Here is a 21,296-nt window from a genome sequence, read left to right as displayed (position 1 = left end):
ACGCTGAACAACCATGAAAGCAGGAACACATGTGATCGGAGCAGTCACGGGCGGCCTGGCCGTTCAGTGGCTGACGCCAGTGCCGTTTGCCTTTTTTGAGTGGGAGACCAGTATTTATGTCGCAAGCCTGGTTTTCGGGGGTCTGGTCCCGGATATCTGCCAGCCCAATTCGTGGATGGGGCGGCGGGTGCCGGGCATTTCCCATCTGATTTCGAAGCTAGTGGGGCACCGCACGTTTACCCACAGCCTCCTGCTCGTGCTGCTCGTCTTTTTGTCGCTTGCCCAGTGGCAGGAAGGATGGGGACTCGCGCTGCAGTGGGGCGTCAGCCTCGGAATTTTAAGCCATATTGTGCTCGACATGATGACCACCAAAGGCGTCCATGTGCTGTTTCCGCTGCATTATGCCTTTCGGTTCCCATTTACGACAAAAACCGGATCCACCTTTGGTGAAGGCCTGATCAACGCCTTGCTCATCGCCGGTTTATTTTATGTGAGCTTTCAGCTGTTTTCGATTGATCTCACGCTGTAAACCAATACGCCAGAAATCAATGGAGGAAGCATCAGTACGGAATAATACTGATGCTTCTTATTTGTTTTGTCTCAAAACACGAAGTTATCTTTAGTATTGAAACAATATATCATTAACTTCCGATAATATATATTATGTTAACTAGAAATAAATGAAGTACTTCAGGCTGTCATTTTAGCTTTATATCTCCGCCTTCCCTTTCAGGAATCAACTTTCCTATGCAGGCTTTGCCTTGAATCGTCTGTACTGTCACTCCGACAGATTTGATAAATTCTATGCGGGTCGTTTCAACTGCGATAACTGATACCCTTCATGCTAAGCGTTCCCCGCCGGGCTCATTATTTAACACTGCGTGCATTCCTGACCGCATCCAAGACGATTGTTCATTTCAGCTGCCAACAAACTTTTTAATTGTAATGACGGTTCCCGGCAGCTGATGAAAAGAATGATGCTGCTATGATACCAGCCATTTTCAGCGGCTGTTCAGATACTTTTGATGCGTGTCCGTCAGTTTCAGATTCGGTTTCTTTACAAGCATTTTTTAACCCGCTCCTAATAGCCGTTTATTTCCCTTGCTATTTAATCAACACAAGCTTCTTGCTTCCATTCATTCCCTGGAGCCATTTGAAACTCGAAGTGTTTTCTGTGTCCATGAGCAATAAAAAAGACCCCCGAAGGAGTCTTTTCAGATCATTTCCGGCATATCGCCGAAAAAATGACGTTCCCGCTCTGTAAAACCGCGGGTAGGTGCTGTTTTAATTGCCCTGAGACACCGCTCCCGCTCCGGGCCATTTCAAAGACACGTATATGTCCCTGTAGGCAGTTAAATTACTGAGAGCGCGCTGCTTATATTATGAAGAATCGTGCCAGCCGCTAGTCCCTACCACGGCTGGTCAGTGATTTCCTGGACCGTGCCAATGTCTTCGCTGCGGTTGACCGTAAAACTGATCTCGTCGCCTTCCTGCATCAGCACAGCGTCAGCATCACTGGAGGTGTTGTAGACATAAAGGGTTTCATCGCCCTCAAGCTTAAACTGGACAAGATTGGCGTCCTCGGCGCCGGACGTGATGACGACCCGGTCGACCGTTCCTTCCGCTTCTTCCCGGTCGGCTTCGCTCGCTTGCACGCCTTCATCGGTAGAGGCAAGCGCGGATCGGTAATTTTCCAGCGCTCCCTGCGCGGTGTCGCCAAACGCGTATACGTCGGCATCATTCGCTTTAATGTAGGCGTACTGCCGGAACAAACCTGCCGGATCGAGCGTATTAACCACCCACGTCGCATTGCCGTTAATGTTGTACATGATCGGCATGCTGCCGGTCCATTCTTTCTCGGGGAACTGTCGGTTCACGATGCCGCGCGCTCCCTGGGTGTCCATCGCACCTGTATATTCCTCGCCATTGTACAGACGAAGCTCTCCGGTGCGGGCGTCAATAAAGGATACGCCGAGCGTGGAATCCGAGTCTTCATTCGGACTGGTAAAGTCGGTAAAGTAGCTCATATTTCCCTCTGCATCAAAAACCGGTGTGACCTTATTCTCGGTTCCGTTTTCATTTGGAATCAGCACATCCTCTTTTCCAAACATGTAATTAAAAAGCCCCTGGCCGTATTTTCCGTACTTGTCGTTCATGTCACTCGCCATCGCCGGGCTGTACACACTTTCCACAAACGGCGGAGCGTCATCAGGTTTGTACTTGGACGCGTCCCCTGTTTCAGGATCAACGATCACCACCTGCGCGTTGGTATGATCCGTGTGCCACGTTAAGGTGCGGTTCTGATAGACCGTTTGAACGTACTAGGGTTTCCCTTCCTCATCCACCTCCAGATAGGTGCTCCCGCTCTGGTACCAGGATGGAAAGGCGCTGTAAATCACCCGGTTCAGTTTCTCGTTAAAAAAGCTGCTGTTGGTATACTGCATGGACGATTCTACAAAGGTCGGATTGTCGTTCGGGTCGACCGCAGAAATCTGGAAATATCCCGGCGTTCCATCACCACGGAACCAGCGGAACAGGTTCGTGTAATCCACATTGGCGACATACATCGGCTCCCCGTCAATCACCTGGGCCTGAATGTCTCCAAAGTCATAAAACTGCGCGTTCTCCACTTCCGACATTGCTTTTTGCATTTTATTACGGGCGGATTCAGGCGCCACCTGCACAGGCGTCTCCTCCTCGGAAAACGAAGGGGGATTGTCCGCTACCTGGCTGTTGTTGTCGATCGCTTCGTGCGTCTCCCCGTAGCCAAACAGGCTCCGTACCAGAAGCACAATCAGAAAGAGAAGGATCACCGCACCGCCAAGAGCGGAGATATTGATGCTTTTATCAGGCACTCCTTCTCCTGAAGTCCTGGCCAGGGCGTAAAAGATGGCGCTGAACACCAGCAGGGCGACGAGGTTGGGCCCAGCCAGTGACAGCATCGTCCAGGCCGGAAGGAAAAAGTAGCTGGCAATCGCGGCTAAAACAAATGTCAGCCCAAGCGCAGGCAAAACGGATTTAACCAATAAACGCGGGCGGAGAATAGCAATAACCAGAGCGGCAATAAAAGAAAAAATCATCACAAGTAAAGCAGTCAGTAAAATAGTCAAAAAAACACTCCAAGCGTCATAGAATTAGGTTCGGTTGGCATCTAAGCGGCATGATCCGCCTATTTAGCCAGCGGTCTTAACCGTTTATATGTACGTTCATTGTAAAGCAGCAACGGGCACTTGACTTGTCTTATAGGGGGAATTCCCGCCTTAGTACCTGACAGATTATCGTCTCCTTCCTCATAGGTGATAAAAAATGCTCCCGCTCCACCATAGCATGGGCGTCCATCGTGCCACTCGTATTTTTCAACCGCAGAAGCATCCGATCACTCTCCGGGGATATGATCACTTTTGAGATAAATTACGAAACGCACACCAAACTCCCCTGTAAGCAGCAGAGGTATGTGCCCTTTTCTCCGATGGCTGCTGTCTATGGGATGAGATATTCGTACCCTGCTTAAAATGGAAATAAATAATCTTTCTCCCTGCCGAGCGGCATTCAGGCAAAAAAGAAATGACGAAGATATAGAAGCAAAGCATAAGTTTTATTGTATCAGCCATATCACTGTAAAAAAATGGTTGTCTATGTAAAATAAAAAAGCCCTGACGCCAGGGCTTAAAATTCAACTTGATCCTGATTGGTAACCACAAGCAGCGTTTTGCCTTTTTGCAGTTCTTCTTCGAGGCGCTCGGACTTTTCTGAATCAAAACCGAGCTTCTGCAGCTTAGTTAAAATGGTTTTCGTTTTCCCCCGGAATACGTTTTTCAGGCTTGTGCCGAATCCGACCACCTTCATTCCCACTTTTTTAGCGTCGGTATCTTTTCTCGCCCGGCGGTCGTGATCATTATCGTACGCCAGGATGTACATATCCTCGTCCCGGATCCCGTCATTGCGAAGTTTATCAATCGTTTCACTCAATGTTTCGTCGTTATGAAAAATCTTGAACTTAGGTTCCATTCGCTTCACCTCATTAAATTAGTATAAGTTCACTTAGGCATTGGATGCTTTTTTTAATTTTTTGATTGCTTTTGCCGGTTGTTGCGTCGAGGCTTTCGTGCCTTCAAATTTTTCTTCCTCGTACTCTTCTTCCTGCTCCCAGGCGTCTTCGGTTCCGCTGCTGTCAGAAGCTTCTGTAGCACTTTCCCCGGTTTCAGACGAAGGCTGCCCCCTGCTGTTCTCACGATCAGCAGCGGTCCGCTCAGGGTCATACGCAGGGCCCTGAATTTTTTCGCCAGTATGAATGACGGCTTCACCCACATGATAGCGCAGAGTGTAAATTTTCTTTTTAATCTTTTTCGGCACCTTGGCCATTGCAAAGGCAGCCGCTGATACTTTGGCGGCCCGCTTGACGGTTTTCACCGTCCCCTTGGCTTTTTTCTCCATGCCCTGCCCGGATTTAATGGCCTGGCTCAGCGGTTCCGGACTCAGCTTCCGGGCTTTTTTTGCGGTCTGGTTGACGTTTTTTTCTGTTTTTTTACCGATATCTTTGCGCAGCAATGGCAGCGCCCCGCCGATTAAACTGCCGGCAGCCATGAACGCGTAGGTAAGGTTGTCATTGCTTTTGGAGCTTTTCTTCTTGCTGCTCACTGTCCCACCACCATTCAAAAGTATGATTGCATGTACCATACCCGTATCTGTTTGTTCTTAAGCCACACTCGTTTCATAAACATACTTTAGGTCCAGAGCCCGCGGGAACATGCTCCCGCTCAAGCTCAAACTAAAGAGGCGCCCGGCGGTTAATGTATTCATCCCATAAAAAAAGCGGCCCTGGGAGGGTCCGCTCTTCTGTCATGATATGCCGCCCGGTTTCGTAAAACCTGAAGCCATTACTCTTTGTGCCCCTCCGAATGCTCGAGGATCAGCGTGTTGTTTTCCTGGCGGATGTGCTTTTCCTTCAACAGCGAACCAACCGCCCGCTTGAACGCTGCCTTGCTGAGACCAAATTCCTTCCGGATGGTTTCCGGACTGCTCCGGTCCCCGAATGGGAGCGTGCCGCCCTCCCGCTGCAGCCGATCCAGAAGCAGCCGGGCGTCTTCGCCGATCGCTATTTCCTTTGGCGGATACATCGAGGCGTTTAGCGACCCGTCCTCCTGGCGGTGGGTAATACGCGCCTTCAGTTCTTCCCCTACGCGCGGCCGGTGGGTCCAGTCCGATTCATGGATGAAGATTTTATAACGGTCTGCGGTTAATAAAAAGGCCCCGAACGGCGGTGAACTGTAAACCGTAGCATCGAGCCACGTATGGTGCAGCTCTGCGGGGGCAGGTGCCATCAGCTGCTGCACATCGTCTTCATTTGCCGGAAAGGCTCTCAGGCCGCTGGCTGTGTACTCCAGGTGCACAAACAGAAACTCTCCCGGAGCGGGCCAGTACGCTTCATCCTGCAGGTAATCATGCCGTTCCACCGGCGCCTTCCACCGTTCGTCGACCGCTACTTCGATGCCATGGCTTGCGTCGCTTGTCACGACTGCCCGCCAGGCAAAGCCTTCCTCTTCTACTTCCGGCAGATGCACATCCAGCCGCTTGTTTCCTTCTTCGTCAAACCAGCTGATCGCCTCCACCTGGTCCCCGGAGGAAAGCTCTTCGTCAGTATCTTCTTTATACAGTCGGGCAATTTGGGCTCCCGAAGCGAGAACATAGTACTCGCCTTTATCATTCAATACGTTCCATCGCTGCATGCGTGAGAATAGTTGTTTCAATGGATTAGTCCTTTCGTTGTTCAAAATGTTTGGATAAAGCGACAATCATGGCGCCCATCCGTTCGTTTTCCGGCACCACGTAGTCTTCAATGCCTCTTTCTTTTAACGCTTCCGCCGTTACTTTCCCGACCGCCGTCGGAACCACCTGGCGGCTGAGCGCTTCCTGCAGCTCTTCGGTGCGTCCTGCCTTTGCGGCATGCTGAAAGAGAGCGTGCACCTGAATGGCGGTTGTAAAGCAGATAGCGTCACTTTCTGCATTCAAAAGGTCTTCGAGGCATGCGGACGCCACAGCTTCTTCCGGAGGCGTATGCTGATACGGCAGAATGTCATACACGTCGGCTCCGTGATCTTCAAGGTACCGGCGGAGCCTCGGGTTTTCAATCCCGTGCAGCTGCACCGTCACCTGCTTCTGCCGGAAATCGTGGCCGTCAAGAGCACGGATCATGCCTTCGGTCGTCCCGTCATCATCACGGGCCGCGATAGCGCAGTCCAGGCCTTTTAGGACATTAGCGGTCTTGTATCCCCGGGCCGCCACCTTTGTCTGCTGGATTTTTTGCACAAAAGCTTCCCGGAGTCCTTCCTCCTCTGCAATATCAAGCATTGCGTTCAGTCCCATGCCCGTCATGAATATGCTCCAGTCCACCGGCTGCTCCAGATAGGCCCGCATCGGAGCCCGAAGCTGTTCTTCATTTAAAAATGAGGTGCCCTGGAGCGGGTAGTTAAGCGGCTCTCCCCCCTGCCGCCGAATCAACTCTTCCATTTCCTCTGTTTTCCGGGATGCGGCAAGAATCACCTGCCGTCCGCTTAATCCTTTGGCCACCGAAATGCCTCCTTTGGTCTCTAACCGTTTTCTGCATTTACTATATCATGCTTTTTCTGTATCTGACAGCAATGCCGGTCTTCTTTTCTGCGGAAAACCGTCCCTTCCCCTGTTCATTTTGAACTGCTGCGTGTTAGTATGAAAAAGACTGTTATTTATAAAGGAGATATGAACATGATTGATGTACAAAACGTTGGGCTCCGGTTCGGGGATCAAATTTTATTTGAAGACGTTAATATAAAGTTTACTCCCGGCAACTGCTACGGCTTGATCGGGGCGAACGGGGCCGGCAAATCCACGTTCTTAAAAATTCTTTCCGGGGAAATTGATTCCCAGAGCGGAAATGTAATCATGGATAAAGATTCGCGGCTTGCCGTGCTGAAGCAGGATCACTTCGCGTATGAGGAATACACGGTTATCGATGTGGTCATTATGGGCCACAGCCGCCTGTATGAAGTGATGAACGAAAAAAACGAAATTTATATGAAACCCGACTTTTCCGACGAAGACGGCATGAAAGCTGCAGAGCTTGAGGCGGAATTTGCGGAAATGAACGGGTACGAAGCGGAAACAGAAGCTGCCCAGCTGCTGCAGGGCCTCGGCATTACAGAGGATCTGCACCAGAAGCCGATGTCTTCGTTAAGCGGTTCCCAGAAAGTGAAAGTACTGCTCGCGCAGGCATTGTTCGGCGATCCGGACGTTCTGCTTCTCGACGAGCCGACCAACAACCTGGACGTGCAGGCGGTTCACTGGCTCGAAGAGTTTCTGATCAACTTTGAAAACACGGTCATTGTCGTTTCCCACGACCGTCACTTTCTGAACCAGGTATGCACGCATATTGCGGACCTCGACTTTAACAAAATTGAACTGTACGTCGGCAATTATGACTTCTGGTACGAATCCAGCCAGCTCGCCCAGAAGATGGCCCGCGAGCAGAACAAGAAAAAAGAGGAACAAATCAAGGAACTGAAAGATTTCATTGCCCGTTTCAGCGCAAACGCCTCCAAGTCCAAACAGGCCACCTCCCGGAAAAAGACGCTGGATAAAATTTCTCTTGATGACATCAAGCCGTCCTCGAGAAAGTATCCATTCGTGCAATTTAAGCCGAACCGGGAGCTTGGCAAGGACCTGCTGACTGTCGAAAATCTGTCGAAAACTATTGATGGTGTCAAAGTGCTTGATAACGTCAATTTCACCCTTAACAGCGGGGACAAAGTAGCGTTTGTAGGCGAAGAGGAAACGAAAAAAACCGTTCTGCTGCAGATTTTAGCCGGCGAAATGGAGCCGGACAGCGGCGACTACAAATGGGGACTGACCACCAGCCGCTCCTACTTCCCAAAAGACAATTCTGCTTACTTTGAAGGCCTGAACATTAATCTGGTGGACTGGCTGCGCCAGTACTCCCCGGACGATCAGAGCGAAACATTTATTCGTGGCTTCCTTGGACGGATGCTCTTTTCCGGCGAAGAAGTATTTAAAAAAGCGGATGTGCTTTCCGGTGGCGAAAAGGTCCGCTGCATGCTTTCCAAAATGATGTTAAGCGGTGCGAACGTTCTTATTATGGATGAGCCGACCAACCACCTCGACCTCGAAGCTATCCAGGCATTGAACAATGGCCTGAAGTCCTTTAACGGTTCGGTCCTCTTCACTTCTCATGACCATGAATTTGTTCAGACGATTGCCAATCGGATTATTGAATTCACTCCGGATGGTATGATCGACAAAGAAATGAGCTACGATGAGTATATTGAAGAGCAGTATGCTCGCGCGTAACGTTTTTATGTAATCTATCAGGCATCAGGGTGTTCGTGCCCTGATGCCTTTTAATGTTCATTTATAATTTTGCATTTCTTAATTATAAAATTAATTTTTTGATATAAATACGGTAAATGAAATTTTTATTTATTTAGAATAATTACCACGAACCTGCCCCATCCGCGGTAATATGCTGCTTTTAATTGTCTTCTGTTCGAGCGATTGCCTCGTGCACCTGCTCCACAGGTACCGCGAGTCCGTATCGTTCCCCCTGATATTCTCTGCTCGCAAACACGACCCCGGCCACCTCTCCTGCTTCTGTCAGCACCGGGCTGCCGCTGCTTCCGTTGAACACGGGAGCTTCAAGCACCAGCTGCTCTTCCTCCCTCTCAATGATCTCTCCCCGGTTGGCGACATCTGAAAAGCCGAGCGGATTCCCGATCACGATAACGTCCGAACCGGCAGGTGCACTCGTGTCCGCAAGTGTAACGCCGCCCCCTTCCCACTGCTCATTCATTGTCACAACGGCAAGGTCAGCCTGCTTATCTACAGCTTCCACTGCTGCTTCTGCAAGGTCGCCCTCCCTGGTTTCGACCGCTACACTGTCCGCTCCTTCGACTACGTGATAATTTGTAATGAAAACGCTGGCGTCTTCAACGAAAAAACCAGTCCCAAAAGACGTTTCCCCGTTTTCTATTGCCTGTATTTTCGTGACTGCCTCTTGCCACTGCTGAACATCCTCCTGCTTGGAAAGCTGATAAGAAGCGGTTAAAAAAGACCACGCATCCAAACGGAAGGTATCAATTAAATAATAGGCGGATTGAAAAACCAGCATCCCTGCCATCAGCAATGCTACTACCCTGAACAAACCACGGCGCTTATTTTTCGGCTTTCGCGGCGGACCCGGCTCAAAGTCTTCCGGATCCGGTTCACCTTCGAGGCGTTCTTCCCCTTCTTCGTCTCTTCTCATACACCTCTCCTTTTCCGCCTCTTCTCATTCTCTACTTCTGTATTATAATGAGAAAAAGGGACTTCCGCAAAAAGGAGGATTATCTTATGCATTTTCTCCAATCTTTCTTTAAAAAAAGCATTGAAGATAAAATCTATGACATCGCGGCTCAGCTGGCTTATTACTTTCTTCTCGCTATGCTCCCTCTGTTAATGCTGATGATCAGTATTATCGGATTTTTTTCCATCAATACAGACGATATCCTTTCGCTTATAAGCACCTATGTTCCGGGGGGAGCCTTTACGATTATTCAAAACAACCTAAATGCCATTTTGAATTCCCAGTCCGTAGGCCTGCTGTCACTCAGTACAGCCGCTACACTCTGGCTGAGCCTTATGGGCACACTTGCCATTATCCGTGCAATTAATGCTGCCTACCGGCTAAAGCTTCCTTCCTTTGTATCCATGTTGGGAAAAGGCATCATTATCGTTTTATCTCTGCTGCTCGCTATCATTTTATCCCTCCTGCTTCCTATTTATGGTGAACCGCTCGGTGCTTTTCTTTTTCGCTTCATCGGCCTAGATGATTATTTCCTGCAGCTTTGGAGCTGGATTCGCTGGATCATCAGTTTTTTAGTCATAGGTGCGATTCTTGCCATGATTTACAAAGTAGTACCGAATCGCAAAACCACCTGGAAGGAATCCCTTCCCGGGGCTACTCTTGCCCTGTTCACCTGGCAGGCAGCTTCTTTTGGATTTTCATTTTATGTCAGTATCAGTGATTATTCTATGATATATGGCAATTTAGGCAATCTAATCGTACTCATGCTCTGGTTTTACCTTACAGGGTTTGCAATTCTTCTTGGTGGAGAATGGAATGCCTGTCTTCATGAAAGAGACAAAAAAGCTATTTGAGTATAACTTTTTTCAATCCTGTTTCCCACCGGTGGACAGCAAATGTTCACGCCAGGATCCTGAAGGAATAAGTGGGTAACGTTCTGCCTGGGAAAGGGTGTACGTGTAAATCCACCCTTCTTTTTCTCCCCCAGCGTCTTTCACCCATACCCTTTCATATTCGTTCGCCTGTCCCGGCTGTTCATACTGCTCGAGCCAATCCAGTACACTCATAGCCCCATCATCTATTTGTATCCATTCTCCTACAATATTCATTCCGTTTCTATCGACAACAACTGCAGGGTACGGGCCTGTATTGTATAAAAAACCCTTCACTATCCCTTGTTTCGTTTTATATACACTGTTTTGAATGTAATGATAATTGTTTAATTTTCGCAATAGCGTACCATATACAAATACTGTCTGCATTCTAGACCTCCTCAAATTGACAAACTTCATGTCTAAAGCTATAATAATCCTTAGTAAATTAATCAGAATAGTTAACTTTAAAGGAGGAAATGTTCATGCCTCAGGTTTCCCGGGTGCTTCCTGGCGCTGAATCACTTTATTTTCCTGGTGGTGAAACGGCTGTACTGGTCTGTCATGGTTTTTTAGGCACCCCGCAGAGCGTACAGTATGTATGCCGCCAGCTGGCCCAAAACGGCTTTACTGTTTATGCTCCCAGACTACAGGGCCATGGCACCTCCTATCAAGATCTTGGACGCTTTACGCACCACGATTGGATCAAAGACATTCATACCGCGTACCGGTCGCTTCGCGCTAAACACAGTCGGGTTTTCATTGCAGGGCAGTCCATGGGAGGAACTCTCGCCCTTCACACCGCTGCTTTTTTTCAGGATGCTGCCGGGATTGCTTTAATAAACCCAGCCATAGACGTTCCGGAAATGGAGCGTGCAGTTACGCAGACGTCCTCTGCTTTCATTGAAGAAGAGCGACCTGATATCCGGACTCCTCAGGAAGAAGAAATTACGTATTCGTATGTGCCGACAGCGTCGGTATATTCGCTTCTTAAGTTAACTGCCGCCGTGCGCCCTCAGGTGCCTTCTATTTCATGCCCGGCGTTTGTCGCAGCCTCACGGATTGATCATGTTGTGCCTCCGGCAAATGCAGTCGCTATACATGAAAATCTTTCTTCTTCTTCCAAGTCATTTGAATGGCTTGAGCATTCCTATCACGTAGCGACGCTTGATGCTGACCGGGATTTCCTCTCCGAACGATTATCCTCCTGGGTGTCTTCGGTCGTTGCTGCTGATTCTTCTAATTCTCATAATTACATTATGTAAACCAAAAGGAGCTGCAGCGATTGCAGCTCCTTTTTACGCTTCTTCAAAGTAGTCTTTATAAAACCCGCCGATACGCCCGGTATTATCGATAATGAAAATGAATTCATCCGTTTCGTTTTTCACCGGGTACTGCTTCCCCGGGGTCAGCACGCTGTCGACCTTGTATTTGGCGGCTTCAGCATGCCGGCATGTCACATATTTTAGGGTTTCACTGTTTTTCCACTGCTCATGGATCATGGTAGGCCTCCTAATCATTTGAGTATTTTTTTATTGTAGCATATCACCTGCTGCGACGCCGTAATTGATACAAAAAAGCGCCCCTTCGAAAAGGAGCGCCTGCGATGGTTCTGAATTTACAGTACGAACATGCCGGCAATCGATGCACTCAGGAGCGATACTAAAGCCCCGGCTGCTACTGCTTTCAGTCCCATTTGGGCAATATCGTTGCGGCGCGTCGGCGCCAGCGAAGCGAAGCCGCCTAAAATGATGGCAAGGGATGAAAGGTTCGCAAATCCACAAAGCGCAAAGGTAATGATCGCCTGGGATTTTTCGCTGAAGGAATCAATCTCCGGTGCAAAGTTCGCATAGGCGACAAATTCATTCAGGATCAGCTTCTGGCCGATAAATCCGCCCGCCTGGAGAGCTTCACTCCATGGAACACCAATCATAAAGGCGATTGGGGCGAATACATATCCAAGAAGCAGTTCAATTGTAATACCTTCTGCTCCAAAGAGTCCGAAAAAGCCTCCCAGCAGAAGGTTTGCAAGAGCAATCAAAGCGACAAACGCAATCAGCATCGCCCCGACGTTCAAGGCAAGCTGCAGGCCGGTAGAAGCTCCACGCGCTGCTGCGTCGATCACGTTGTGGGACTCAGTATCCTTTTCCACTTTAATTTCATCCGTGGTGAGGCTGAGATCCGGTTCCGGGAAAATCACCTTTGCGATAATCAGACCGCCCGGCGCAGCCATAAAGCTTGCTGCAAGCAGATAATCCAATGGAATACCTAGTCCTGCATAACCGAACAGTACCGAGCCAGCTACCGACCCGAGCCCCCCGGTCATAACAGCGAACAGCTCGGACTTTGTCATATTCGGCAGAAACGGACGGACAACAAGCGGTGCTTCCGTCTGTCCAACGAATACGTTGGCTGCTGCAGACATGGATTCTGCTTTACTCGTTTTCAGCAGTGCGGAAAGTATACCGCCGATAAATTTAATAATTATCTGCATGACACCGATGTAGTACAAAATGCCGATCAGCGAGGAGAAAAAGATAATAACCGGAAGCACGGTAAACGCAAACGCGCCGGTCTCCGTAATGTCTTCCCCGAACAGGAATATGTACCCTTCCTGGGCAGAGTCGATCACGTTCTGCACGCGGACGACCAGCCACTCAAACGCAGTGCTTCCCCACGTGGATCCCAGCACTAAAAACGCAAATACGAGCTGGAACAAAAGCCCCACGAGTACAGGACGAAAACGGATTGATTTTTTGCGGGAAGATAGTAAAAAAGCTAAAAACAAAACAAAAACAATTCCCATCAATCCCCATAATATGTTCATATACCCACCACCATGTATGTAAGATTGATCTAATCCATAAAGAATAGATCAAAGTTAATGTATCAAAAGGAGGGCATGAAGTAAATAACTATCTCCTTTTATGCTTAAAAATTGTGTAATTTCTCAATTGTCAGTCAGGTTAGTCCAGCTGCAATAAGAAAGCGGTTACGAAATTCGAAAGCACTAAAAGTAGAAAACCCTGGTGCATTCGCCAGGGTTTTCTACATAGCATCAAATTTACTCTACACTTAAGCGGAGATCCGGTAAGTGATTTAAAATAAACTGAGCTTTATTTGTGTCTACCTTCATTTTAAACTGGCGGTAATATTTCAATGCTGTTTCAAAATGTGCAGGCATATGATGATATTCATCCATAACGCGGTCAAATGCGTCATAGGCGAGCATTAATGAACTGACCATCTCTGTAAGCGGTAAAATATATTTATCAGTGCCGTGATGCGGAGATGTGCACAGTGTCATCTGCTCTACCTGATCGTCAAAAAAAGCAGCTGCGTCCTCCACGTACGGACGGTACACGGATTGAACACTTTTTGCTTTTTCTTCAAAATACGAGCGCCATTCGCGGCAGAAGCTGATCATGTACGGAAGATCGTCCCGCGTAATAACGATATCAAAGCCTGCCTGGCGGACACGATCCATACTCATTGGTTCCATCTTCTCCTGGTGTAAAGGCAGATAAAAGAATTTGCGACGATACGCTTTCATGCTGCACCCCGTCTTTCTACTATTTTCGAGCATATTTTAAAATATTATAACATCTTGCTCCAGTGTTTCCTACTGTTTTCCCTTACTTTTTTCAGATTCGCCGTGGCTTATTTACCATTCGAAGGAAAAAGGCATGTCCGTATCCACAGCCCCCCGGATCTTCGTGATACGCAGCGGCTCTTCGTTCAGCCATCCTGCAAACGGCAGAAGCACCGGATACCGATTTCCGCCGATTCCGACGTATATCTTTTTTTCCGCGGGAATGTACTGGGCTGTATGAATAGTGCCCGACCAATGCTCGTAGTCATTCGAATAAATGGAGTCGGTATCATGATTAAAGCGGGCAAATGCGCTGTAAGCTGTTTCATGCTCCCAGTCAATGGAGCGGATGCGGGCTTCACGTTCCCGGGAATTGCCCATTAAGTGGCGATTTTCCTCCTGCATGGACGGCACGTTAAAATGATTGGTGCATGCTACTTCCCCTCCAGGACGCACAGCTGTACCCCGGGGAGACGCTTCCACTACTGCGCTCTCTCCAGAGGCATCCATCATGGAGTAGTTGAACGAGTGTCGGTGCGGAAGCTCCTGCAGAAGCCGCACCGCCTCTCCTGTAGTGCGGCACGTTTCAAGTACAATCCTGAGCAGGTTGGAGCAGACAATTCCGGGTTTTGGCTTAATGCGGTGGACGAAATGATACCCGATAGAAAGGCCGTATTCATTCATTGCATCCGATCGGCCGATAATCCGCTGGGCAAACCCCGCTGTAGCTGGTCCATTGACTGGCTTTGTGAACAAAAACCGCCCTTCATACGTACTCGGCAGGTAGTCATAATTTCGAATATACATGCCGTTTGCCATTAGTCCGCTGCAGCCGGAGCGCACCTTCGATGCCTGATAACCGCTGAACTCATGGAGCACATCATGAAACGACCATTCGAGCCCTTCGGCCAGCCCCTTTAATTCTTCCCATAAACCGGGTACATACAGCTGATAAAGTTTTTTTACGTCTTCCACCGGCACCTCAAATTTTGCGAGTGAACGCTTCAAACGTTCATTATAATGGTAGCGAACAAGCGGTGTATGTTTTAAGTAGCGGCCCTGCTGATAACCGATGTCTGCGTAGGTTCCTTTGTATGCTTTTACGTCAACATGAATATTTTTCATCGATCTTGTGGACTCCTTTGTCCTGCTTTTCTGTTCGCTTTTAAGTATAGAAAAAACAGACCCAATTATCGAATCATATGCACATCAGCATAAAAAAACGCCCAAAATACGGGCGTTTGAAAGAAATTTTTAAATTTTACAGGCAGGACCAGCGTCGTACGTCACTGATAAGTTCAAGGGTTTCGCTGTCGCGGAAGGAAGTCTGCTCTAGCGTTTCTTTAAACAGATAGATGACAATTGTATGGCGGTCCCGGTTGTCAATCATTTCTACGCCAGTTTTCCCTTCGTTACCTTTCACAATATCGAGATCCAGGCGTTTACTTACATCTTCAATGGAAGTCCTTCCTTTAGGAATATCAAGTACCACTTTCAGGAAGTTTTCCCTGTCATCATTAATCATGCCCCAGCGTTTTCCGAACCAGGCCCGGCAGCCGGTCATACTTACTAACGTATATCCATACGGAGGAGTTGGGACGAGTTTTGTACTGGCCCATCCTCTTAATTCCATCGCATTTGACAATTCTTTCGCCTTTTCCTGAACGAATGTCATTTGATTTTCCTGTACTTCCATTTTATAGCCTCCTTAAAATCTCGTTTCACCGTTTGGTTCGCTTACCACTCCCCACGATATACATTCGTCCATGTGTGTAAATAAATATATCATAATCGAAAGCGGTTGTCGATAAAATGAAAGAAAATTCAAACAATGTTCTTTAATGCATTCAATGAGAATGCTTTTATTTATACCTTATTTTCATACTTTTAAAACATCTCGTAAAAATCGTACTTTTACTGTTAGAATACGATAGAGAGTGTTAATATAAGGAGATGAGTTTTTGAGCTGTTCAAAGGTGAAAGTTCGAGGCGTTTCTTTAGATGAAGAAACAAGATGCGCCCATTATCATACATCTGTCGATATTGTTGCCATGAAGTTTTACTGCTGCGGCCGCTGGTACAGCTGCCACGCCTGCCATGAAGAAAGTGAGAGCCACCCCATTAAACCATGGCCCTCTTCATTGTTTGCCGAAGAGGCAGTTTTGTGCGGAAGGTGCCGGCGCACTATGAGCGTATCTGCTTATCTTCATGCTGATCATCGATGCCCGAATTGTCAGGCGGCATTCAACCCAGGATGCCAGCGCCATGCTTCCATCTATTTTTCGCTGTCATAGGGCTGAGAAATTTTTGAAAACCATTAGGTCTTCCTAACCTTTCTTTTCAGTATAAATGCCTTTATTATAGATTAGTCGTCAATAGATGAGACGCTGGCGGAGTCAAATGACGTTCAAAAACTACTTAGATCATCCAGAAAGGAGTTTGACCCGACCCGTGAATGCACAAAAAATAACGTACATACTTGCTGCGGTAGTCGTTGCAGGACTACTCATTTACGTAGGAGTAACAAATTTTGGAGGAAGCGACCAAAGCGGCTCCGGTTCAGAAGAAGAAAGCGCTCAAAACGATTCCAACTCCAGCTCAGGCGCTTCGAGTGACATAGCCTCCGGATCCGACTATGAAGGATACGGAGTCAGTACGGATAACGAACTCGCCACAGATGCCGGCATGGAAATCCTTGAAGAGGGAGGAAACGCAGCGGATGCTGCAGTTGCCACCTCCTTCGCCCTAACGGTAACTGAACCATACGGTTCCGGCATTGGTGGCGGTGGTTCAGCTCTTGTGATGAATGGACCGAACGCCGACCCTTCAGTATATGATTACCGCGAGGAAGCTTCCACCACTAACCGGGCTTTGAACGCAGCAGTACCTGGCTTTGTCAAAGGTATGGCTGCTCTGCACGAAGACCAGGGAAGCGGTCAATTTACGCTCGCTGAATTGATGGAACCGGCTATTGATTATGCTGAGAATGGCTATGAGATTAATAGCTATCTTGCCAGCCGCATGTATTATGCTCAACCGAGGTTAAATCAACAAAACTCTCCTGACTTCTTCGATGAAAATGGAAACATTCTTACTGAAGGTGATACACTCGTCCAGGAAGAATACGCCCAGACGCTCCGCACGCTTCAGGAGCAGGGACCGGAGAGCTTTTACAGTGCAGATGGAGCTATTTCTCAGCAGCTGACCACGGATTATTCACACATAACCCCGGAGAGCCTCGAGCAGTATGACGTACAGACGCCGGATGTGGCTCAGGGAACATTTGAAGGGCAAAACGTTTACAGCGCTCCTTCCCCTCTGTCCGGTGTGACTTTAATCCAAATGCTTGGCATGGGCGAACGCCTGAATATCGGCGAAGCGCTGCAGGGAAATGAAGCGGATTATATTCACACGATGAGCGCCATTACCCGGGAAGCTTATTATCAACGCCTTGAAAACTTAGGGGATCCGGCGTTTAACGAAATCTCCACTGAGGAATACGTGAGTGAGGGTACGATCGACGACCTGGCACAAAATGTCCGGGAAGAGCGCCTTGATACCGAAGAACTTGAAACCGAGGTAGGGTACGAGTCTTCCGACGGGCAAAATACGATCACCCACTCCAGTACCACCCACGTGAATGTGATGGATGAAGACGGAAACACAGTAGCTCTTACAAACACGCTTGGTAATTTCTTTGGCAGCGGACAGACGTCCGGCGGTATGTTTTTAAACAACCAGCTGAACAACTATAACGAAACTGAGGCTTCCCCGAACAATATCGAAGTTGGCAAGCGTCCGAGAAGCTTTATTGCTCCGACCATCATTCAGGACCCTGAGGAAGGTACAGTAATGGGTGTTGGGTCCCCGGGCGGATCACGAATCCCAGTAGTTATGGCAGAAGTTATCTTCCGCATGGAATACCTTGACCAGAGCTACGAAGAAGCTTTCGCAGCAAACCGTTCCTTTGTAGACGTTGTGGAAGGCCAGGCAACACTGGCAGTAGAAAATGGCGATCAGGCAGAAAATGCTGAGCTTATTGAAGAAATCAATAACAAATACGGGGATCGCTACTTTATAGCCCCGGACAAAGGCCCTTCCTATTTCGGAAACGTCACGGCACTGATTAAAGATTACGACGATGAAGAGATGCAGGGTATCATTGACCAGCGCCGTGGAGGCTCTGCTCAGACTCAATAAAGGAGAAGTGAATGTGAACATTTTAAAGAAAATCGGCCCTTACCTCTTTTTGTTTGCTTTAGTACTGTTTATGTATTTCTTTAAGGTGGATGCTGAGTTGTCTACGACCGAAGAACTTGAAATCAACAATGCATTGAATACCCCACCAGAAGAAGAATTACAGGAAAGTTCAGATACACAGTAACTATTTTCTTAAATTAGCGTCTTAGTAAAGGCATTGTTTGCAGGAGTGTCTCTTGAACATGAGAGACACTCTACGCTTGCAATGAGACGATTACTCTGGACAGAAGCGGGTATGGAATACTGTTGGTGTTATTTGACATTCAAAGGGAGACAATATTAGAGAGTACCAAGGAGGTAAAGCGTCGGATGTTATTATTATACGGTTCATGTATAGCGATCGCGGCAGTAGGCATTTTTGAACTGCGCCGGCACCAGAAAAGGGTCGAGCAGATTCCGCTCCGCGTTAATGTGAACGGCATTCGCGGCAAATCAACAGTAACCCGCCTGATTACGGGGATGCTGAGCGAGGCTGATTACAAAGTAGTTGGAAAAACGACAGGAACACAGGCACGGACAATTTACTGGGACCGAACGGAAAAGCCCATCGAGCGTTCACTCGAGGGGCCGAATATCCGGGAACAGAAAGAGATTTTGAAGCATGCTTCAAGTCTTGAATCCAATGCATTTGTCAGTGAATGCATGGCGATCAATCCGGATTATCAGCGCGTACTGCAGGAGAAATTCCTCCAGGCAAACGTCAGCGTTATTTTAAACGTATTCGAAGACCATATGGAAACTCTTGGCCCAACGCTGAAATACGTAGCAGAAGCATTCAGCTCCACGATTCCATACAATGGCAAACTTATTTTGTCCAACGGCCCTTACTTCCACTACTTCAGTGAAATAGCCGAAAAAAGAAATACGGAAGTGTATCTTGCCAATCCGGAGGAAATTCCGGACGGCTTTATCGACAAATTCGATTACATGCTTTTCCCGGAAAACATTGCTGCCGCCCTGGCTGTAGCTCGCGCGGTTGATATCGATAAGCGCACGGCTCTTTCCGGTATGCTTAATGCCAATCCGGATCCTGGTGCTCTTCGAATCGTTACTCTTGAAGACGGCAGCCGGGAACGTTCCCACTTCGTGAACGGCTTTGCGGCAAACGATGCCCGCTCCACACTTGAGATCTGGTCACGTGTGCGTTCGTCAAGCTACATGACCGACAACCCAATTATCATTATGAACTGTCGTGAAGACCGGGTAGACCGGACCGAAGAATTCACAAAGTATGTTCTGCCTTATTTACCGGCAGAGAAACTAATTCTTATCGGCGGAAGCGTGCGCCCAATCACCCAGGCTTTTGACCAGGGCGAACTGCCATTTAATTCCGTTATCAATTTGGAAGGCGAAGATGCAGATGCCATTTTAGCCCGGGTAAAACGGGAAGCTTCCCATTCACTTATTTTCGGAATTGGAAACATTCACGGTGCTGCTGAAGAATTTATGGAAAAACTTTATGATTCACCGGAAACACTCATTAGTAAAGTCGGCGAGGAGGCCATGTAACATTGTTTGGTACAGATCTTTATATCGCATTAGTCGTAGGAGTTATTATTAGTTTGATATACGCAGAAAAGACAGGAATTATGCCGGCCGGGCTGATTGCGCCCGGCTATTTGGCCATTGTTTTTGATCAGCCTGTTTTTCTGTTAACGATTTTTCTTATCAGTTTTCTAACGTATTTGATTGTTGCCCACGGATTGTCCCGTATTATGATTCTTTACGGACGCCGGAAATTTGCGGCCATGTTGTCTACAGGGATTGTATTAAAGCTGATCTTTGACTACTTTTACCCTATCCTGCCTTTTGAAATATACGAGTTTCGTGGTCTCGGGGTTATCGTACCGGGATTGATTGCAAACGCGATGCAGCGCCAGGGCGTCGTCCCTACCGTAGCAAGTACACTGGTTCTGACCGCTGCGACATTTGTAATCATCACGCTATACTATTTAATTTAGGGGTTCTTACATATGGCCAAGCGATTATTAAACTTCAAAGAAAAATATTTAGCCTATACCAAACGCCAGCGGCGGAAAGCTGGTAAACATGCTTTACTCGGCATTATCATTTGTTTGGTGGCAATGACCCTGATCCGTGTTGTAGAACCCTCTGCTGCTGAAAGCGAGTATGAGCAGGAGCAGGATACCATCTTTACTTCTGCTATGGTCGGCGACATGATGACCGGCCGCCACGTAGAGGAAGTAGCTGAGCAGGAAGGATACGAGTCACTCTTCCAATATGCAAAACCAACGCTCGAAGCTGCTGATTATACACTTGGTAATTTTGAAAACCCAATTGTAGATAATCCGGATGAAACCGAAGAAGCCGATAAGATTATTAACCTTTCTTCGAAATCAGGAGCGATTGAGGGAATGGAAGATGCCGGCTTTGACGCCGTTAATCTGGCGAACAATCATATGATGGATTACCAGTATGAAGGCTTGAATGAAACCTTGCAGGCATTTGAAAATTCCAGCATCGATATCGTTGGTGCCGGTACCAATGAGGATGAGGCCCACGGCTATACGCTGAGCACGCACAATGGCATGGATGTGGCAACTCTGGGCGTAAACGATATTACGTATGCGAACATGGAACAGGCTGGTCCGAGTTCTCCGGGGATTTCAACAAGCCAGGATCCGAGTGCTTACATTGACGCTGTGCAGCAGGCTGATCAAGAGGCGGACCTGGTTATTGTGAACGTCCACTTCGGTCAGGAGTACGACAGTACGCCGACGACGCGTCAGCTTCAAATGACAGAAGCCATCGCTGATGCAGGTGCTGACGTTATCGTAGGAACTCACCCGCACGTGCTTCAGTCTGCGGAAGTATACAATGATACATTCATCATGCACTCCATTGGTAACTTCGTATTTGACCAGGGCTGGACAAGAACGAGAGACAGCGTTATCGCGAACTACTCTCTCGCCTCCGATGGTACAGCTCATCTCGAGATGCAGCCATTCCGGGTATTTGAAGCATCACCTCGTCCGGTTGAAAGCGCGTTCCACCGCGAGCGGATCTTCCGTCAGCTGACGAAGGATACACAAAACAAAGATGCTATTGTGGAAAACGGAGAACACCTTGTGTTTGAAGCAGACCACTCCAATGTAGTTGACAGCATGGAGCAAAATGGCAACCAGAACAGTACTCAAAATTAATAAAAATGATCTTTGTACACCTGCCGGTTTTAAACTGGCAGGTATTTTTTTATTGTGAATTTTAAAATCATTAAATT

23 protein-coding genes are annotated in these 21,296 nt (G+C 47.9%); 10 read left to right on the top strand and 13 right to left on the bottom strand.

Features of this window, described 5'->3' with window-relative positions; all coding sequences use genetic code 11:
• The first annotated feature begins 13 nt into the window (after nt 1–13).
• Complete coding sequence (locus ACTRXG_RS08900) at nt 14–529, top strand: metal-dependent hydrolase (RefSeq protein WP_474284692.1); 516 nt, start codon at nt 14–16, stop codon at nt 527–529.
• Between the two features lie 880 nt (nt 530–1,409).
• Here ACTRXG_RS08900 and ACTRXG_RS08895 read toward each other — a convergent pair.
• From ACTRXG_RS08895 to ACTRXG_RS08870, 6 genes are all read right to left on the bottom strand, one after another.
• Nucleotides 1,410–2,255, bottom strand: a complete 846-nt coding sequence (locus tag ACTRXG_RS08895) for a hypothetical protein (protein WP_474284691.1) — start codon at nt 2,253–2,255, stop codon at nt 1,410–1,412.
• Nucleotides 2,256–2,321: 66 nt separating this feature from the next.
• Complete coding sequence (locus tag ACTRXG_RS08890; RefSeq protein WP_474284690.1) at nt 2,322–3,110, bottom strand: hypothetical protein; 789 nt, start codon at nt 3,108–3,110, stop codon at nt 2,322–2,324.
• 556 nt (nt 3,111–3,666) lie between these two features.
• A complete protein-coding gene (locus ACTRXG_RS08885; protein WP_022792168.1) occupies nt 3,667–4,008 on the bottom strand; it encodes a YflT domain-containing protein in 342 nt (113 codons plus the stop codon).
• 33 nt (nt 4,009–4,041) lie between these two features.
• Nucleotides 4,042–4,638, bottom strand: coding sequence for a hypothetical protein (locus ACTRXG_RS08880; protein ID WP_474279346.1), 597 nt, complete (start codon nt 4,636–4,638; stop codon nt 4,042–4,044).
• Nucleotides 4,639–4,877: 239 nt separating this feature from the next.
• On the bottom strand, nt 4,878–5,747 hold the full coding sequence (locus tag ACTRXG_RS08875; RefSeq protein WP_474279344.1) for a S1 RNA-binding domain-containing protein: 870 nt from the start codon (nt 5,745–5,747) through the stop codon (nt 4,878–4,880).
• A 4-nt stretch (nt 5,748–5,751) separates the two neighbouring features.
• On the bottom strand, nt 5,752–6,567 hold the full coding sequence (locus ACTRXG_RS08870; RefSeq protein WP_474284689.1) for a uroporphyrinogen-III synthase: 816 nt from the start codon (nt 6,565–6,567) through the stop codon (nt 5,752–5,754).
• Between the two features lie 174 nt (nt 6,568–6,741).
• Here ACTRXG_RS08870 and ACTRXG_RS08865 point away from each other — a divergent pair, with 174 nt between their 5' ends.
• Nucleotides 6,742–8,340, top strand: coding sequence for an ABC-F family ATP-binding cassette domain-containing protein (locus tag ACTRXG_RS08865; RefSeq protein WP_462866948.1), 1,599 nt, complete (start codon nt 6,742–6,744; stop codon nt 8,338–8,340).
• A gap of 181 nt (nt 8,341–8,521) precedes the next feature.
• Here the strand turns inward: ACTRXG_RS08865 and ACTRXG_RS08860 are convergent, their stop codons facing one another.
• The gene (locus tag ACTRXG_RS08860) at nt 8,522–9,292 is read right to left on the bottom strand and encodes a trypsin-like peptidase domain-containing protein (protein ID WP_474284688.1); all 771 of its coding nucleotides are present in this window, start codon (nt 9,290–9,292) and stop codon (nt 8,522–8,524) included.
• A gap of 86 nt (nt 9,293–9,378) precedes the next feature.
• Between ACTRXG_RS08860 and ACTRXG_RS08855 the strand changes: the two genes are divergently transcribed.
• Entirely contained in the window at nt 9,379–10,185 is an 807-nt protein-coding gene (locus ACTRXG_RS08855; RefSeq protein WP_474263423.1) for a YihY/virulence factor BrkB family protein, read from the top strand.
• Between the two features lie 12 nt (nt 10,186–10,197).
• On the opposite strand, the gene ACTRXG_RS08850 is transcribed toward ACTRXG_RS08855, so the two are convergent.
• The gene (locus tag ACTRXG_RS08850) at nt 10,198–10,593 is read right to left on the bottom strand and encodes a gamma-glutamylcyclotransferase family protein (RefSeq protein ID WP_474284687.1); all 396 of its coding nucleotides are present in this window, start codon (nt 10,591–10,593) and stop codon (nt 10,198–10,200) included.
• Between the two features lie 95 nt (nt 10,594–10,688).
• Here ACTRXG_RS08850 and ACTRXG_RS08845 point away from each other — a divergent pair, with 95 nt between their 5' ends.
• Nucleotides 10,689–11,468 carry an alpha/beta hydrolase gene (locus ACTRXG_RS08845; protein WP_474284686.1) on the top strand — a complete coding sequence of 260 codons (780 nt, stop codon included), beginning with the start codon at nt 10,689–10,691 and terminating at the stop codon, nt 11,466–11,468.
• Nucleotides 11,469–11,501: 33 nt separating this feature from the next.
• On the opposite strand, the gene ACTRXG_RS08840 is transcribed toward ACTRXG_RS08845, so the two are convergent.
• The 5 genes from ACTRXG_RS08840 to ACTRXG_RS08820 form a co-directional block, all read right to left on the bottom strand.
• Nucleotides 11,502–11,705: a DUF6501 family protein gene (locus tag ACTRXG_RS08840; protein WP_322525057.1), complete on the bottom strand. Its 204-nt coding sequence runs from the start codon at nt 11,703–11,705 to the stop codon at nt 11,502–11,504.
• Between the two features lie 116 nt (nt 11,706–11,821).
• On the bottom strand, nt 11,822–13,030 hold the full coding sequence (locus ACTRXG_RS08835; RefSeq protein ID WP_474263429.1) for a NupC/NupG family nucleoside CNT transporter: 1,209 nt from the start codon (nt 13,028–13,030) through the stop codon (nt 11,822–11,824).
• 237 nt (nt 13,031–13,267) lie between these two features.
• Nucleotides 13,268–13,696, bottom strand: coding sequence for a hypothetical protein (locus ACTRXG_RS08830; RefSeq protein WP_091610979.1), 429 nt, complete (start codon nt 13,694–13,696; stop codon nt 13,268–13,270).
• A 171-nt stretch (nt 13,697–13,867) separates the two neighbouring features.
• Nucleotides 13,868–14,920 (bottom strand): C45 family autoproteolytic acyltransferase/hydolase, encoded by a 1,053-nt coding sequence (locus tag ACTRXG_RS08825; protein ID WP_474263431.1) that lies wholly within the window; start codon nt 14,918–14,920, stop codon nt 13,868–13,870.
• A 136-nt stretch (nt 14,921–15,056) separates the two neighbouring features.
• The gene (locus ACTRXG_RS08820; RefSeq protein ID WP_474284685.1) at nt 15,057–15,491 is read right to left on the bottom strand and encodes a hypothetical protein; all 435 of its coding nucleotides are present in this window, start codon (nt 15,489–15,491) and stop codon (nt 15,057–15,059) included.
• Between the two features lie 280 nt (nt 15,492–15,771).
• Between ACTRXG_RS08820 and ACTRXG_RS08815 the strand changes: the two genes are divergently transcribed.
• From ACTRXG_RS08815 to ACTRXG_RS08790, 6 genes are all read left to right on the top strand, one after another.
• Nucleotides 15,772–16,089 carry a CHY zinc finger protein gene (locus tag ACTRXG_RS08815; protein ID WP_474284719.1) on the top strand — a complete coding sequence of 106 codons (318 nt, stop codon included), beginning with the start codon at nt 15,772–15,774 and terminating at the stop codon, nt 16,087–16,089.
• 157 nt (nt 16,090–16,246) lie between these two features.
• The gene (locus tag ACTRXG_RS08810) at nt 16,247–17,995 is read left to right on the top strand and encodes a gamma-glutamyltransferase (protein ID WP_474284684.1); all 1,749 of its coding nucleotides are present in this window, start codon (nt 16,247–16,249) and stop codon (nt 17,993–17,995) included.
• Nucleotides 17,996–18,008: 13 nt separating this feature from the next.
• Nucleotides 18,009–18,179, top strand: coding sequence for a hypothetical protein (locus tag ACTRXG_RS08805; RefSeq protein ID WP_474263439.1), 171 nt, complete (start codon nt 18,009–18,011; stop codon nt 18,177–18,179).
• 185 nt (nt 18,180–18,364) lie between these two features.
• Nucleotides 18,365–19,564 (top strand): poly-gamma-glutamate synthase PgsB, encoded by a 1,200-nt coding sequence (pgsB, locus tag ACTRXG_RS08800; RefSeq protein WP_474263441.1) that lies wholly within the window; start codon nt 18,365–18,367, stop codon nt 19,562–19,564.
• Between the two features lie 2 nt (nt 19,565–19,566).
• Nucleotides 19,567–20,016: a poly-gamma-glutamate biosynthesis protein PgsC gene (gene pgsC / locus ACTRXG_RS08795; RefSeq protein WP_022792185.1), complete on the top strand. Its 450-nt coding sequence runs from the start codon at nt 19,567–19,569 to the stop codon at nt 20,014–20,016.
• A gap of 12 nt (nt 20,017–20,028) precedes the next feature.
• The gene (locus ACTRXG_RS08790) at nt 20,029–21,219 is read left to right on the top strand and encodes a CapA family protein (protein WP_474284683.1); all 1,191 of its coding nucleotides are present in this window, start codon (nt 20,029–20,031) and stop codon (nt 21,217–21,219) included.
• Nucleotides 21,220–21,296: the final 77 nt, after the last annotated feature.

The sequence above is a fragment of the Marinococcus sp. LNSP9103-4 genome (genome assembly GCF_056034345.1).
Note: the sequence above shows the minus strand (reverse complement) of the source record. Positions and strands in the feature narration are given on the sequence as shown.